The organism is Finegoldia sp. P3-F-LR, assembly GCF_052932165.1.
Genome location: NZ_JBRFJE010000007.1, coordinates 1 through 16,962 on the forward strand (window position 1 = coordinate 1; position 16,962 = coordinate 16,962).

Consider the following 16,962-nt stretch of genomic DNA (forward strand, 5'->3'; position numbering starts at 1 on the left):
CGCTGGTAACTAAGTATAGGGGTTGCGCTCGTTGCGGGACTTAACCCAACATCTCACGACACGAGCTGACGACAACCATGCACCACCTGTATGGATGTCTCATAAAGAGAGGGGTATATCTCTATACCTTTCACCCACATGTCAAGCCCTGGTAAGGTTCTTCGCGTTGCATCGAATTAAACCACATGCTCCGCTGCTTGTGCGGGTCCCCGTCAATTCCTTTGAGTTTCACACTTGCGTGCGTACTCCCCAGGCGGAATGCTTAATGTGTTAACTTCGGCACCGAGGTTTGACCCCCAACACCTAGCATTCATCGTTTACGGCGTGGACTACCAGGGTATCTAATCCTGTTTGCTCCCCACGCTTTCGTACCTCAGCGTCAGTTTGTGTCCAGAAAGTCGCCTTCGCTACTGGTATTCCTCCTAATATCTACGTATTTCACCACTACACTAGGAATTCCACTTTCCTCTCCACTACTCAAGTTTATCAGTTTCCAATGCTTTACGGGGTTGAGCCCCGATCTTTAACATTCGACTTATTAAACCGCCTGCGTACCCTTTACGCCCAATAATTCCGGACAACGCTCGCTCCATACGTATTACCGCGGCTGCTGGCACGTATTTAGCCGGAGCTTTCTTCTATGGTACTGTCATTATCTTCCCATAGGACAGAACTTTACGATACGAATACCTTCTTCGTTCACGCGGCGTCGCTGCATCAGGGTTTCCCCCATTGTGCAATATTCCCCACTGCTGCCTCCCGTAGGAGTTTGGACCGTGTCTCAGTTCCAATGTGGCCGTTCATCCTCTCAGACCGGCTACTGATCGTCGCCTTGGTGGGCTGTTATCTCACCAACTAGCTAATCAGACGCGAGCCCATCTATGACCGATAAATCTTTGACCGTTAAAACATGTGTTTCTACGATTTTATGCGGTATTAATCCCGGTTTCCCGAGGCTATCCCACTGTCATAGGCAGGTTGCTCACGCGTTACTCACCCGTTCGCCACTCTCATTAGTAATCTTCCGCCGAAGCTTCTGTCTACTAAATCCCGTTCGACTTGCATGTGTTAAGCACGCCGCCAGCGTTCGTCCTGAGCCAGGATCAAACTCTCAATTTAATGTTTGTTTGAAGCTAGCTTTTCAGCTGACTTTTGCTTTTTTTATTCTCACCGAATTATTGTTTGGTTTGTACTTCTCTCAAAGTATTTACTTTATTTGATTTATTAAGGTTCTATAGTTTGTTGTCTTAGTGACAACTTTCTTCGCACTTTCGTAACGACTTTGTTAGTATATCATACTAACTTTTCTTTGTCAACACTTTTTCGAAATATTTTTCTTTCAAAATGTGTTTTCTTGAAATGTTACTTTAGTGAACTATTATAGTTTACTATCATCATTTCATTTTGTCAAGTGTTTTGTAAAACTTTTTTTATTTTCGTTTTACATGCATTACTTTCTTTTAAGTAATTTAAAAAGCACTTAACTCAAAGTGCTTTTATATAATATCAAGGTTTTTATTTATTGTCAAGTGTTTTTTTGTTTTTTATTTTAAAAATCGAATTTGTTTGTAAATGCTCTATTGTATTATGCTTAATCGACTTAGATGATAAGGATGCTACAAGTATTCCAAGAGCTATACTGGCGGCAAATAACATTGCATTTCTCGCATGTGAAAAAGCTAGTTTAGAATTTTGCTGAATTGTGTAATACATTGTGTAATACATATCTGCCCCTGGAACCAAAGAAATTATTCCTGGTATTACAAAAACTGTGACTGGCATGTGAACTTTTCTTGAAGCTATCTCTCCTATTATTCCTACGGCAATTGATGCAAACAGAGCTGCGATAAATTTATTGTTTAAAATCATTGTTAAATATTTGTAAACAAACCACGCTACAAATCCAGATACCATAACTATTTTATAAGACCTTTTTGGTGAATCGTAAAATAGCGAAAATCCTAATGTGGCAAATGATGAAATGATTGATTCTATAATTATATATATCATTAAATCGCCTCCATCATAACCGCAAAATACAATATACTACCAACACCTAGAGCTATACTCAACGCTGTAATCACAGCGTTAATCATAGAACTTATCCCAGATAATAAGTCCCCACTAAGTACATCTCTTACAGAGTTTGTAATGGAAACGCCAGGAACAAACGGCATGATACATCCAACGATAATACTGTTCATATCCAAAGCCACACTAAACATTCCAAAAATTTTCAATGTAACTAAAGTTAGAAATGTCATAAACGCAACTGTAATATATGTATTAACAAATTGTGGGTTTTCTTTTCGTTGAAAAAATCTAAAAACTAGCATTTCTAATATAGATATAAAGAAAGCTACGACAGGTTCAATAATGCCACCTACTAATAAATGTGCAAATAATCCTGAAGCTGCGGATGCCCCTAGGATGTATAATTTTTTATCTACAGCTCTATTATCTATTTTGTTTATTATTTCTATTGATTCATCCAAAGTGTACACATCTTTTACAAAATTTCTGGAAAAATTATTGATTTGATGAATTTTCCACAAATTTGTCGCCTTTGGAATTGTTCTTCTCATAGTAACAAGATCTCCAAAATCAAAACTCAAACATATAATTATACATGTATAAGATACGAATACATTTATTTTATTAACTTTTTGAATACTTTTACTCATTCTAAAAGCTGTATCTTCTACACGATATGTTTCTGCACCACTCTCGAGCAAAATTCTTGCAGTGTCAGCGACGACATCCATTAGATTTTGGCAATCTTCTTTTGTTTTAACAAATTGCAAAATATCTCCTCCAGTATTAAAATTATAACATATAGGAGGCAATTATGGATATTATCAAAAACAGAAGATCGAGAAGAAAATTTACATCTAAAAAAGTATCAATAGAAGATATGAAAAAAATCGTAGAAGCTGGAACCTATGCTCCAACCGGTATGAATAAACAAGACAACATAATCGTCGCTATTTCTGATGATAGTACAATGGAAAGCTTATTAAAATACATCAGAAAGCACTTAAACAATGAAAACTACAACGGATTTTATAATTGCAAAAATATGATTTTGATTTTGAGTCCACACGATAACAGAAATAGAAAATTCGACTGTGGATGTATAATGCAAAATATGATGTTAAAAGCTTGTGAACTAAATGTAGCAAATGTTTGGATTAATCAATTTTATGATTCTTATGATAGCGAACACATTAGAAAATTCTTACAATCTATAGACATCGATGAAGATTATGAAATAACTTGTGCACTTGCTTTAGGTCACAGCGAAGAAACCCCAAAAATCAAACCAAACAAATTTAGAACTAAATTTATCTAAAAAAAGATCGATTGAATTCTGACTCACAATCAGTTTTCAATCGATCTTTGTATTTTAGAAGTTATCGTAATAAATTCTGTCGTCAGTTACTCCAACTTCGTTCAATGCTTTTGTCAAAGACTCTATCATTCTTGGTGAACCGCATAGGTAAGCTGAGCTGTTCTTACCAGTTTCTTTGCAATATTTCTTGATTGCATCGTCAGCATGTCCAGTTTCTCCTTCCCAATTCATTTCAGGAGTTGTTCTTGACAATACTGGGATAAATTTGAAATCGTACAAATCTTCTTCAAATTCTTTCAATTCATCTAACAAGAATAAATCATCTGGAGTTTTGGCCCCAAAGTAGAATCTTGCTTTTCTCTTAACATCATGATCTCTCATATGGTTAAGGATAGATCTTATTGGTGCGAAGCCAGTTCCAGCTGCTCCCAATATAATTTCAGTATCTTCATCATGATAGTAGAAATCACCATAAGGACCATTAATAGTAACCTTATCGCCTTCTTTAAGAACTTTGTGGCAATAAGTTGTACAGATACCCTTGGTATAACCAATTAACAATTCTATATGTTTTTCATCTCTAATACTAGACGCAATAGAATATGCTCTGAATACTTCTTCATCTGATCCTTCATATCCATCGCCTTTTGGATATTCTTCTGCTTTTAATTGTACATATTGACCTGGTTTAAATTTGATTGTTTCTCCTTCTGGAAGTTCAAATCTAAACTTAGTTATTCTGTCAGTCAAAGGTAACTTTTCAACAAGAGTTGTTTCGTATTCTTTTACATTAAATAATTCTTCTGGAATTTGAATCGAAATATCTTTTTTAACTTTTACTTGACAAGATAATCTAACGCTATCGTTAAGTTCATCTTCTGTTAACATTGGTTTTTCTGTAGCAAGTACAGGACCTGCTCCATCCAAAACTTTTACTTTACAGTACCCGCATGATCCCTTTCCACCACAAGCTGATGGAATGAATACTTTTTGGTTTCTAAGTGTAGATAATAAACTATCTCCACCATCTACCGTAAATTCTTTATCGTTATTAATAGTTAGTTTTACTTCACCATAATCTGCAATGTATTTATCTGCAAATGAAAGCAACAATGCAAATAATGCACACAACACAGACACTACAATTGTTGTAATAATTATTTGTCCCATGATTCCTCCTTATGATATTTGAACTATACCAGAGAATCCGATGAATGCCATCGCCATGATTCCAGTTATAATTAAAGTTAGAGGAGATCCTTGGAGACCTTTTGGCACAGATGAATCTTTGATTTTGGATCTAATTCCTGCCATTGATACAATTGCTAGCATCCAACCAAGTCCACTTCCTATTGCAAATCCAACTGTTTGCAAGAAGTTGTAGTTTCTGATTACCATGAACAAACTTACCCCTAAAATCGCACAGTTTACTGTGATAAGTGGCAAGAATATTCCCAATGCGTAATACAAGTTCGGAATGTATTTTTCCAAAATCATTTCCAATAATTGAACAAATGCTGCTATCGATATAATAAATATTATATATCTCAAATATTCTATATTAAATCTAACAACTAATTTGTATAAGAAAAAGTTGATTATAGTTGTGATTGTCAATACGAATGTTACAGCTATTCCCAATCCTGTTGCAGTTTCAATTTCTTTACTTACTGCTATGAATGAACACATTCCCAAAAAGTTTGAGAAAATCATGTTTGAAGTAAAGATTGATGCAAAAAATATAACTAAAGGACTAATTGTCATTACTTAGCATCTCCTTCCTTTTTAAGATGAGCATTAGCAATCCACATAACAATAGGTAAAATGAAGAATGCTGCTGGTGGCATAACCATCATTGTCCAAGGCACAAAACTTTCAGGCATTATTCTAAATCCAAATACACTACCGAATCCCAATAATTCTCTGACTAAAGCTATAAGCACAAGAACTACAGTATAACCCAAACCTGATGCCACACCATCTACAAAACTACTTACAGGATCGTTACTTATAGCAAATGCTTCTGCACGTCCCATTATTATACAGTTGGTAATAATCAATCCAACATAAGGTCCTAATGTTTTACTCATTTCTGGCATGTAAGCCTTTAAGAAAATATCAACTATTATTACGAAGAACGAAATAATAAATACTTGAACCATCATACGAATGTGTTTTGGAGTTACTTTTCTAAGTAAACTAATCACAAACGAAGAACATCCTGTAACAAACGCTAGGGCGAGTCCCATAACCACGGAGTTCATACACAAGTTTGTTACTGCTAATGTGGAACAAATTCCAATAATTTGAATAAGAACAGGGTTGTCATCAAGCAATCCATTTTTCAATAATTTAGTATATTTATTTGAATTAGCCATTATTTACCTCCATTCTCAATAAAGTCATTCACATCTTCATTAATCATATTAACAACAAATGTAGATGTTTGAGTTGCACCACTTATAGCATCAATATTCCCACCGTTTGCTGGTTTATTGATTACAATTTTACCGTCAACTGGCTTTGAAATATCCAAATCTCTATATTGGTTTTTGTATTCATCTTCTGTAATACGTCCACCCAAACCAGGAGTTTCGTTTTGTTTAATGAATTCTATTCCAACAAGTTTTTTCATATCTTTAGTTATTCCTACATATCCACTGATTGAACCCCAAAGACCTGGCCCGTTGATAGGAACTGCATAAGCTTTTTCTTCGCCATCTTGTTTTAAAATGTAAAGTTTATTACCCTTATAGTCTTCTTCTTCGACATTGTCTTTGAAAGTCTTGTCAATGTTTGATGCAGAAGTATCTTCAGGTAAGATATTAAATACATTTAAAATTTTTTGTTTTAATTCGATATCTTGATTGAATTCTATTGTAGGAGTTGTAACATGATTTAACAAAGCCAACGCTAATGTCAAAACTAGTGTCAATCCCAACATAAAAATTACTGGATATACGACTGATTTTTTCTTAGCCATTAACCTTGACCTCCTTATTTGCTTTTGCTTTTTTATTAGCTTTAACTTTATTTACACAATAATCAATTATTGGTGCAAAAGTATTGCCAATAAGAACTGCAAACATAACACCACCTGCAAATAGTGCAAATCCTCTTATAATTACAGTTACAATTCCTATTATGAAACCATAAATCCATTTACCAATTGGAGTCTTAGCTGCAGATACTGGATCTGTCGCCATGAACACTGTACCGAATAAGAATCCTCCCATTAACATTCCGTAAATAGGATTAGGAACAGAGGTTACACCTACTGCGTTAAAAATTAAACTTAATGCGCAAAAACCAAGCACACTTCCTGCCATAATTTGCCAACTTGCAACTTTTTTATAAATCAAATAAATCGCTCCAATAATAATCAAAACTTTGCAAGTTTCGCCGATAACGCCAGGAATTTGTCCTAAAAGCATAGTTGGAATTGTTTCAAATGCTGAGTTAACCTTAAATGCTGTCATTGGAGTTGGTTGTGTCATAGAATCCAATGATTGAGTTAAGTAAGTTCCAAATCCTCCAGGAAAACCACCTACAGCTTTGTTCCAATAAATAGTCATTTGTTGAGGAAAATTAACATAAATAAATACACGAGCCACTAAGGCTGGATTGAAAACATTTTTTGCGAATCCTCCAAAAACCATCTTCCCGAAAAATATACCAAACGCTATACCAACCGCTGAAATCCAAAAAGGAATAGATGGTGGTAATGTCATTGTATACAAACAGGATGTGACAATAGCTGCTTCAGATATTTTGTTTCTTTTGAATATCTTCGCGTTAGATAAATATTCAACAAGGCATGCAACAATTATGTTTAGCAAAAACAAAGCTAACACTCTTAGCCCATAAAAATATATCGCCACTAAAGCAATCGGCAAAAGAGCAAACATAACAGGATGCATCATTTTTTGTTTCATAAAATACTTATTATAAAACTCTTTCAAACCTTTCACCCCTTATAAAATTTTTTATATATAAAATCCATAAAATACGGATTTGTTTTCATTGATAAAAGCTTTTCATTATGTACTTAAAAAAATATTTCTTTTATTTATCATATCATAACTCCCCTCAAAATCAATGATAAAATTTGTTATTTTTAATAAGTACAATATCATGCACCAAATATATTGAGCATATATAATATACCCATTTGACTAAAAAAATATTTATCACGTATTATTTTTTAATAAAAAACGACCTAAATTAATAGATCGATCTACTGTTCTTGATTCAGTTTTATAAGACTGTTGTTTTTCTGATAATTTTTACGATTAGTCTTCACTAATAAAAAGTATAGCCCTGAAAAAGGAACCGCTAAGTAAAATGTAACAAATCTATTGATTGCCATAATACTAAACGCCAATGATTTTGGCATAAAAGAAGAATACACAAGCATCATGCTACCTTCGATAACTCCTACACCTCCAGGAATATGAACACTTTCGAATGAAATTGTAACCACAGCTTGGATTAGAACCAGAGTCATAAAATTATATGAATTTAGTCCAAATGATTTGTATAAGATTGCAGGAATTGCAAATGAAAACAAAAGCATCGGCATCGAAATGCACAATAATTTCGCAAAAACTTTTTTGTTATTTATCAAAAATTTTCCGAAATTTTTGTGTTCTTCAATTGTTTTTGTAATATCTTCTTCTGATTTACTGAAACGTTTCAAAAGTTTAAATTTAGAAAATACCGTGTTGAAAAATCTAATTACTCTAGCCGCTAATTCACTATCAAACATCAAAAAACCTATTCCAATTACCAAGACCAATTGACACACTATTCCATATATAACCAAATATTTAAATTCAGAAATCGCCGCAATTTTACCTACTAATCCAAAAATCATTGCTACAAAGAAAATAATTACCATAGACAAATGATAAATCCAATTAAAAGAAAGTAGTGAATTAATTGTAGTCAATGAATCAATATTATCCGTTCTCATTGTATGATATTGCAACGGTTGTCCAAGACTACCTCCTGGAGATATCATACTAAAAAAATAATCCGTAAATGTATATCCAAAGCATCTTTTAAACGATACATCATAACCTTGTATACTTAGAAGATATTTGTATGATATAGCTTCGAGTAGAAAAAACATAAACATAGTCAAAACACATGCTGTTATGAAAACTGGTCCTATCTTTTTTATTACATCAAAAGCATCATCTGCTCCAATTTTGTTTTTTATGAAAAAAATTACTCCTAAACTAAATGCAAATACTAAAATTGGTCTTAAAATTGTGTTTTTGTTTTTCATCTTCCACCTCATATGATATAAGTATACCATTAGTGTAGTACAGTTTACAATAAGTTTTTTTCACTTGTTGACTTTTTGTATACTTTTGAATGCAAAAAAAGCCTACCGAAATTAATCAGTAGGCTAATTCGTTATTTTCTTATAACTTCAATTTTAACATTTTCTCCATTCAAATCTACATCTTCCCCGTCCACATTTTCATCAATAATAATGTCGACAGTTAATGTTTCATCTTTTATGAAGTCTTCATATTGTTCAATCGCTTTTTTAATATCATCTGTCGGATTAATTTTAATGATTATATTATCCAATACATCAAAGTCATTTGATTTTCTCATTTGTTGAACTTTACTTACAAGCTCACGAGCATATCCTTCCATTAACAAATCGTCAGTGATTTCTGTGTCCAAGATTACAAAATAATCTCCTTGCATTGTCACATCAAAGCCTTCTTTGGAGTTGATTCTTACATCAACGTAATCTCTCTTAATGTCGATGTCTTCATCGTCTAATTTAATATTCAAATCTGATTTGTCAAGTTTTGAAACGAAATCTTTTGCGTTTATATCTTTCAAATAATTTCCAAAAGATTTGATGTGTTTACCAAGAATACTACCTGCAACTTTGAAGTTAGGTTTTAGTTCGTAATTCATGAATTCTGATAAATCCTTCTTGTATTCGATATCTTTTAAGTTGATTTCTTCTTTGATTAAATCCTTGAACTCTTCAATCTTATCCTTAAATCTTTCATCTAGGACGATTTTCTTCAATGGTTGACGAACTTTAATATTCACTTCTTCACGAGAAGCTCTTGCAAGAGTTACAAAAGTTCTTACCATTTCCATCTTTTCTTCTAGCTTGTTGTCTATTAAATCTTCATTTACCTTATCGAAATAAGCTAAGTGAACTGATTTTTCGCCAGTTAAATCGTGATACATTTCTTCTGCTATAAATGGAGTAAATGGAGCAATTAATTTTGTAAGTCCAACTAAAATTTCATAAGTTGTGTTGTAAACAGCTTTTTTATCAGTATCCATTTCAGTTTTCCAGAATCTTCTTCTGTTACGTCTGATGTACCAGTTTGATAAATCTTCGATTACAAAGTTAGAAATTTCTCTGGCAACTTTTGTATATTCAAATTGATCCATATTTTCAAAGTAGAATTTTTGTAGATTTGCAAACTTAGACAAAATCCACTTGTCAATTACGGCTCTGTCTTTGTATTCTACAAAATATTCTGTAGGATCTGTCTCATCTGTTGTCGCATACATTTGGAAGAAGTTATAAGTGTTTCTGAATGATCTGAAGAATTTACTTTCAACTTCTTGTAATCCACTTACATCGAATTTTGTAGGAATCCATGGTGGAGATACATAAAGTGAGTAGAACCTAACAACATCTGCGCCGTATTTATCGAATAATTCGATAGGATCAATTGTGTTTCCTCTCGATTTACTCATCTTCTTTCCATCTTTATCTAAGATTAAATCATTTACCAAAACATTTTTGTATGGTGCTTTTCCTGTAATCATTGTAGAAATAGCTAACAATGAATAGAACCATCCACGTGTTTGGTCAATTCCTTCGTTGATGAAATCTGCTGGGAACACTTTATCAAAATCATCTGTATGTTCAAATGGCCAGTGTTGTTGTGCAAAAGGCATAGCTCCAGAGTCAAACCAAACGTCAATAACGTCTTTTTCTCTAGTCATTATTTCGCCACATTCTGGACATCTAATGTGAACATCGTCAACGTATGGTCTGTGAAGTTCGATATTTTCATCTATATCTTCAATAGCTAACTCTTTTAATTCTTTTCTTGAACCAACAGAAAGTGTATGATTACATTTATCACATTTCCAAATATTTAATGGAGTTCCCCAATATCTGTTTCTAGAAATCGCCCAGTCTTTTATATTTTCTAGCCAATTTCCAAATCTTCCTTCTCCAACATGATCTGGATACCAGTTCACACCGTTATTGTTTTCAACTAATTTATCTTTTAATTTGCTAACTTCTATATACCATGAAGGTTTTGAATAATAGATAAGTGGTGTGTGGCATCTCCAGCAGTGAGGATAATTGTGTTCAATTTTTTGTTTTCTAAATAATTTGTTTTCTTCTTTTAATCTTTGTAAAACTTCTGGATCTGTATCCATAACATGTTGACCATCCCATGGACCGCCAACGAATTTTCCTTCTTCATCAACAGGATTGATTAAAGGCAAATCGTATCTTCTTCCTGTTTGATAGTCGTCTTCCCCAAAAGCTGGCGCTGTGTGAACAATTCCTGTACCATCTTCAACAGTTACATAATCTGCCAAAGTCACATAAAATGCTTTTTTGTTAACATCATAAATAGGTAAAAGTTGTTCGTATTCCATATACTCCATGTCTTTACCTTTTAATTCTTTGATTAAAGTGTAGTCTTCGCCTTCGTGGCCCAACAAATCGTGTGCTTTGTTTTTTGCAAGATATATTTTTTCTCCGTCTTTTTCTGCCAAAATATAGTCAATATCTGGATGAACTGTCAAACAAACATTTGATGGCAATGTCCAAGGAGTTGTAGTCCACGCTAAGAAATATTCATCTGCATTTTTTCTTTTGAATTTAACATATGCTGTTGTAGTTTTGATATTTTCATATCCTTGGGCAACTTCATGTGATGCAAGACCAGTACCACATCTTGGACAATATGGAAGAATTTTCGCTCCTTCATAAATCAATCCGTCCTTGTACATTTTGTCAAGCAATGCCCATACTGATTCAATGTAATTATTGTCCAAAGTAATATATGGATCATCCATATCCACATTGTATGCCATTCTATCTGACATTTCTTGCCATTTTTCTCTGTAAGAAAATACAGATTTCTTACATTCTTCGTTGAACTTTTCTACTCCGTAATTTTCGATTTCTTTTTTATCGTGAAGACCAAGTTTCTTTTCAACTTCGATCTCAACTGGAAGACCATGAGTATCCCAACCAGCTTTTTTATAAACTTTGTATCCTTGCATAGTCTTGTATCTGCAAGTCATATCTTTTAAAGTTCTACTAATAACGTGATGAATTCCTGGTTTTCCATTTGCAGTTGGAGGGCCATCGTAAAATACATATCTATTTTCTTCATCTCTACTGTTGTAAGTTTCATTCAAAAGATCAATCTCTTTCCAATACTTACTAGTAGCCTGTTCACGTTCTTTAACAGGTTTCTTAGAAAGCTCCTTAAACTTTTTCATAAACAAATCTCCTTATAAAATAATTAAAAAATCCCTTGGAAATTAATTCCAAGGGACGAATAAACCGCGGTACCACCCTAATTGTGTAAACCTCTCATTTCTTGTAACGTCAAGTAATACGCACAGACCTATTAGATCTGTGAGCTTCTTTCAGATGATTCGAATATTTCTTAATTTATCCCTCTCACCAAACAGGATTCTCTGTGAAATCAATGAAAATATTCCGTTCTGATCACAGCTTTTAATAGAATTATAATATTATATTTTTAATAATTTGTCAAATATTTATGAAAATTATACAAAATTTCTCACGCTAATACCAATAAATTGTTTTAAAAATGCTATAATAATATAAAGGAGTGATTAAAGTGATTACAACAACAATTGTATTATTTTTATATGTAATAAATGCAATAGGATTGTGTAAAATGTTTGAAAAAGCTGGAATATTTGGATTGTGGAGTTTTGTACCATTATTAAATATCTGGCTATTGTTCAAAATAGTTTATGGAACAGGAATCGCATCCCTGGCACTACTAATTCCAATAATAAATTTCTTTGTAATTTTGCATCTAAACTACTCACAAGTAAGAGTCTACGGACAAGAGGATTTGCTTTTCAAAATAATTTCAGTATTCTTTCCTCATCTTACAAGAGTATATATTGGATGGAGTGAGCTTGAATATATCGGACCCCTTAGATCTTTAGGTTAGGAGTTAAAAATGAAAAACCTTAAAAATTTTAAAATCATTGCATTAGCTTTTTTATTAGCGATTTTCATATCACAACCAACATCAGCTATAAAGCAAATCGAAAAAGCTTCAATCGAAGGAAAAAATAGATACGAAACAGCTATACAAATATCAAAAAAATCTTATCCAAAAACATCAGACACAGTTATAATCGTAAATTCAGAAAAAATCGCAGATTCGTTATCTGTAGGAGTCTTGGCACATAAAATAAATAGCCCGATACTTTTAACAGATTTTGCTAAAATTAACCAATCTACATTAAAAGAAATTCAAAGACTTAAATCTACAAATATTATACTTGTAGGTGGCACTCAAAGTATTTCCAAATCACAAGAAACAAATCTAATAAAACAAGGTTATAATGTAAGAAGAATATCTGGAAAAGACAGAATTGATACATCATTTGAAATATCAAAAGAACTTTCTAATCTCAACCAAACAAAACAGTTCGACAGCGCATTTTTAGTTCACTCTACCAAATCAATCGTAGATTCAGCAAGTGTCAGTGCAGCTGCATGTCGTATGAATAGTCCAATTTTATTCGTCGGAAATGACATAAAATCATTTGAAGAAAAATATGCAAACTATACATTCAACAACACTTATTTAATAGGCGGAGCAACAGCAAAATTATCCAAAAATTTCCCAAATCCAATAATTATTTATGGGGAAAATAGAAATGATACAAGTATGAAAATAGCCGACGCATTCTTCAAAAATTCAAAATCTATTTTCTTAGCCAAAAACGGTGAACAAAGATTTTCTGAACTTATAGACTGCGTTACAGTGGCACCACTTGCAGCAAATGAAAAAAGTCCGATAATATTTGCATCAACAAAAAACAATCTAACAAAATCAGAGAAAAATTTCTTTGATAAATTAAATCCAAATAAAATAACATTAATCGGTGGTGGACTTCATCTTAAATATGATGAAATAATCGGAAAAACTCCACCTAAAAAAGACTACGTATTATTAAATGTTGCACAAATCAACCAAAACAAAGCAGGTTTACCAATGGGATGCGAAGCAGCATCATTACTTCAATGTCTCCACTACAAAAACATTAAAACTAACACGAATATTAACCAATTTATAAAAGAAATGCCACTTGCAAAAGACAACAACCCAAATCATGGATTCGCAGGTTCACCTTTTAATATCGATGAAAGAATTTACCAATCAATACTTCCAGAACCTTTAACAAAATGGGCTAATAAATACGCAAACGCAGAAAATATTTCTGGCAAATCTTCAGAATATATAAGAGAAGAAATCTCAAAAGGAAACCCAGTAATATTTTTCGGCACATACAATTTTAGAAATCCAACATTTAAAGATTATTTCTGGGGAAAAAATGCCCTCTACAACGCACACGTAATGGTAGTTGATGGTTACGATAAAAACAGAATGCACATCGTAGATCCAGCAGAGGATAAACCAAATGGATATTGGATATCCCGCTCACTTTTTGATAAAAGATACAACATCAAAAAATATGCAGTTGTTGTGAAATAATTTTATAGTAAATACAACAAAAGCCACCATATGGTGGCTTTTTACTATTAATCTACTATTTTTCTAATCTTAATAAATTTTATTCATAGTAAGTTTGGAATTGTTGTACTAATTGAGCTGCAATTACACTTGATGGTCTAATTTTTGCCAATTCTTGTTTTGCACGATCAATTGCTTTTCCAACTTCTGCTCTCTTGTCGCCATGTCTTCTAGCTCTTATAGCTTTGTTCATAGCTTCTTTTAAAGCTTCAATTTCAGTTTTACTTGCTCTGTAATCTTCGCTGTTCAATGCTTCAAATACTGCTTGGTCTAATCTGTCACTTAATTGATAAATTTCAGCTACAGTTGCTTGTGGTCTTAATCTTAAAGCAGTTATTTCTCTAATTTCTGCAGTTAATTTATCGATTACTGCACCAGACATATTCTTTAATTCATGGAATTTTAATGATCTAGCTTTTGCTAATTTGTGATCTAAATCAGATCTTACATAGATGTTAGCAGTATCATTTAATCCAGCATCTGGGTAGCTAAGTAATTTTTGTGATAATGCTTCGAATTGTGCCATGTAAACTTTCATATCTTCAACTGTGTGGAATGGAGATGCTGCGATTACGAATCCTCCGAAGATGTATTCAGCGATTTCTGCGTGAGCTGCATCTACTTTGTATCTTAATTGAGTTGTAGCAAATCTGATTGCTCTTCCCATTCTTCCTAGTAACAATAATCTTTGTGGAATAGATGATAAATCATAAACATCTGCTACTCCCATTCCTACTGCTGTTTGGTCTATTTTTTCGCTGATTTCAAGAGAAGTTTCGTTGAATTTGTCAACCATTTCTTGTTCGTCTTCTCTTTTAACTTGGATTGAGTTAACTTCGTTTTGAATTGATTTGATTTGTCTTTTGTAAACTTCTGCTTCATCAATTCCTAATTTTTCAGTTTCTTCTGCTCCTTGAACGATTTCAAGTTTATCTTCTTGAGCATAAGATACTGCTGGTGCTACTGTTCCCAATAACATACTAGATAGTAATACTACTGATAATGCTTTTTTTAACATATTTTTCATCTCCTAATAATTTAGTTCAAATGTTTTTACTTGGTCTTTTAATTCGATTTTAACGTTGAAATCTTTAACCCATGTTCCAAATTCAAATCCGTTGTATTTAACTGATGCAACTCCGTTGTTGAAGTAAACTTCTCTTTCAATTGCTTTTTTAGTGTTTGACACTGTTACTTTTGCTGGTCCGTTGTACTTTTTACCATTTTTAGTTGCTTTGAATTCAATTGAGAATATTCCAGCTTTTCTTTCTGAAGGGTTGATTTCTGTTATTTGATATTCGTCTTTGTCAACTTTTTTGATTACGTTTAGTTTGAATTTATTAGTTACTCCGTTTTTTGTAGTTGCAGTTATTGTAGTTGATCCTTCTGCAACTGCTTCGATTGTTCCTTTTTCATTAACTGTTGCGATAGCTTCGTTATCTGACTTATAAGAAACTTCTTTTTCTAATGCATTTTCAGGGAATACAAATGTTTTTGATGCTAAATCAAATGTATCTCCAACTTTTAATGTAGTAGATTTTACTGAGAAACCAATATTTTTAACTTCATAAATATCTTTTCCAACTGAAGAGTTATCTCCAACTACTCCACCACCATTTGTATTAGTGTTAAGATATTCTGAATTTTCTCCTGTAGCTTGTAAGAATGGAATTCCTTCTACGCTGTGACCAGGTTCTACGATGTGAAGTTCAAAGTTTGATTTTGCACATCCATCTTTTGAAATTACTGTAATCATAACAGTTCCAGTTCTAAGTGGAATGATTGTTTTTCCAACGACTCTTGCCATGAATGCATTTGACGAGTAAATGAACACTTCTTTGTCTTTAACTTCGTTTGGTCTTACTACTGGGCTGATTGTTGTTGTTTTATTGATTGAGATGGCTCCCATATTGCCTTCTTTAAATTCAATTTTTTCAGCTTTGATTTTTGGTCCAGTAATTTTTTCCATTGCTTCGTGAAGTTTCTTAACTTGTTCATCTAATTCACCACATTTTACTGTGATTCTAAATTGCAAACTTACTGTTTTTGAAATTTCTTCACTTAATTCTCTTACGATAAATGAATTACCAAATCTTGTTCTTGAAGCACGTACTTTTTTAGCTTCTCTGATTTCTCTCCAAACTGCAGCTTTTTTGTAGATAGTGGCTATATCATTTGGCCCTAAATCAGGATAAGCTAACAATTCTTGTTCTAATTGGTCAAATTTTTGGATGTAATCCATAATTTGAGCTTCACTAGCAAAAGGATTAACAGCATATAATAAACCAGTTATTATATATTCTGTGATTTTAGTGTGAGCTGCTACGACTTTGTTAGATAATTCAGTAGTTGCAAATCTAATTGCTCTACCAATTCTAATCATCAATTGTACTCTTACTGGAATTGTAGATAAATCATAGATTGTGTTTTCTAATGCTCCTACAGCTTCACCACTTCCTACTGCTTGGCGTTGTTTCATTTCGGCTACTTTGATTTCTTTGTCTAAGAAATCATGTGCTTCATAAAACTGATCCATAACTTCCTTGTACTTTTCATCAGCTGGTTCTATGTCTTCAACTGATTTTACAGCTTGTGTCAAACCTTCTTTTAATTCTGAGATTTCAAGTTTAGGTTCTTCTTGTTGTACTTCCAAAGAATCTGCGAAAACCTCACTCAAAGGTGCAACAGCTATAAAAGTCATAGCAAACACTAAAATCATTGCTAATGATTTCTTTAAATGTTTCATATTTCCCTCCTATGAACTAAATA

Annotated in this window: 14 protein-coding genes and 1 rRNA gene; 3 read left to right on the plus strand and 12 right to left on the minus strand. The window is 32.9% G+C overall.

What is annotated here, in order from left to right; all coding sequences use genetic code 11:
• From ACU68U_RS03910 to ACU68U_RS03920, 3 genes are all read right to left on the minus strand, one after another.
• A 16S ribosomal RNA gene (locus ACU68U_RS03910) occupies positions 1-1,119 on the minus strand; the annotation flags it as partial.
• A 396-nt stretch (positions 1,120-1,515) separates the two neighbouring features.
• Positions 1,516-2,010: a threonine/serine exporter family protein gene (locus ACU68U_RS03915; RefSeq protein WP_094207353.1), complete on the minus strand. Its 495-nt coding sequence runs from the start codon at positions 2,008-2,010 to the stop codon at positions 1,516-1,518.
• Positions 2,010-2,804: a threonine/serine ThrE exporter family protein gene (locus tag ACU68U_RS03920; RefSeq protein WP_094207354.1), complete on the minus strand. Its 795-nt coding sequence runs from the start codon at positions 2,802-2,804 to the stop codon at positions 2,010-2,012. Before ACU68U_RS03920 ends, ACU68U_RS03915 begins: the two co-directional genes overlap by 1 nt.
• A 44-nt stretch (positions 2,805-2,848) precedes the next feature.
• Between ACU68U_RS03920 and ACU68U_RS03925 the strand changes: the two genes are divergently transcribed.
• Complete coding sequence (locus tag ACU68U_RS03925) at positions 2,849-3,352, plus strand: nitroreductase family protein (protein WP_094207355.1); 504 nt, start codon at positions 2,849-2,851, stop codon at positions 3,350-3,352.
• Positions 3,353-3,406: 54 nt separating this feature from the next.
• Here the strand turns inward: ACU68U_RS03925 and ACU68U_RS03930 are convergent, their stop codons facing one another.
• From ACU68U_RS03930 to ileS, 7 genes are all read right to left on the minus strand, one after another.
• Entirely contained in the window at positions 3,407-4,522 is a 1,116-nt protein-coding gene (locus tag ACU68U_RS03930; RefSeq protein ID WP_094205972.1) for an NADH:ubiquinone reductase (Na(+)-transporting) subunit F, read from the minus strand.
• 9 nt (positions 4,523-4,531) lie between these two features.
• Entirely contained in the window at positions 4,532-5,116 is a 585-nt protein-coding gene (locus ACU68U_RS03935) for an NADH:ubiquinone reductase (Na(+)-transporting) subunit E (protein WP_002837117.1), read from the minus strand.
• Entirely contained in the window at positions 5,116-5,730 is a 615-nt protein-coding gene (gene nqrD / locus ACU68U_RS03940) for an NADH:ubiquinone reductase (Na(+)-transporting) subunit D (RefSeq protein ID WP_094207356.1), read from the minus strand. Before nqrD ends, ACU68U_RS03935 begins: the two co-directional genes overlap by 1 nt.
• Complete coding sequence (locus ACU68U_RS03945; protein ID WP_094207357.1) at positions 5,730-6,335, minus strand: FMN-binding protein; 606 nt, start codon at positions 6,333-6,335, stop codon at positions 5,730-5,732. The genes nqrD and ACU68U_RS03945 overlap by 1 nt, the downstream gene beginning before the upstream one ends.
• Entirely contained in the window at positions 6,328-7,323 is a 996-nt protein-coding gene (locus ACU68U_RS03950; RefSeq protein WP_242428101.1) for an RnfABCDGE type electron transport complex subunit D, read from the minus strand. Before ACU68U_RS03950 ends, ACU68U_RS03945 begins: the two co-directional genes overlap by 8 nt.
• A 266-nt stretch (positions 7,324-7,589) precedes the next feature.
• Complete coding sequence (locus ACU68U_RS03955) at positions 7,590-8,645, minus strand: lysylphosphatidylglycerol synthase transmembrane domain-containing protein (protein WP_446762795.1); 1,056 nt, start codon at positions 8,643-8,645, stop codon at positions 7,590-7,592.
• 131 nt (positions 8,646-8,776) lie between these two features.
• Positions 8,777-11,884, minus strand: coding sequence for an isoleucine--tRNA ligase (ileS, locus tag ACU68U_RS03960; RefSeq protein ID WP_446762796.1), 3,108 nt, complete (start codon positions 11,882-11,884; stop codon positions 8,777-8,779).
• 368 nt (positions 11,885-12,252) lie between these two features.
• Here ileS and ACU68U_RS03965 point away from each other — a divergent pair, with 368 nt between their 5' ends.
• Together ACU68U_RS03965 and ACU68U_RS03970 are read left to right on the plus strand one after the other, a co-directional pair.
• Positions 12,253-12,597: a DUF5684 domain-containing protein gene (locus ACU68U_RS03965; protein ID WP_316445506.1), complete on the plus strand. Its 345-nt coding sequence runs from the start codon at positions 12,253-12,255 to the stop codon at positions 12,595-12,597.
• A 9-nt stretch (positions 12,598-12,606) separates the two neighbouring features.
• Entirely contained in the window at positions 12,607-14,154 is a 1,548-nt protein-coding gene (locus ACU68U_RS03970; protein WP_446762797.1) for a cell wall-binding repeat-containing protein, read from the plus strand.
• A gap of 79 nt (positions 14,155-14,233) precedes the next feature.
• Here ACU68U_RS03970 and ACU68U_RS03975 read toward each other — a convergent pair whose 3' ends face one another.
• Both ACU68U_RS03975 and ACU68U_RS03980 read right to left on the minus strand, forming a co-directional pair.
• Complete coding sequence (locus tag ACU68U_RS03975; RefSeq protein ID WP_446762798.1) at positions 14,234-15,211, minus strand: CAMP factor family pore-forming toxin; 978 nt, start codon at positions 15,209-15,211, stop codon at positions 14,234-14,236.
• A 12-nt stretch (positions 15,212-15,223) separates the two neighbouring features.
• Positions 15,224-16,939, minus strand: a complete 1,716-nt coding sequence (locus ACU68U_RS03980) for a CAMP factor family pore-forming toxin (protein ID WP_446762799.1) — start codon at positions 16,937-16,939, stop codon at positions 15,224-15,226.
• Positions 16,940-16,962 lie beyond the last annotated feature (23 nt).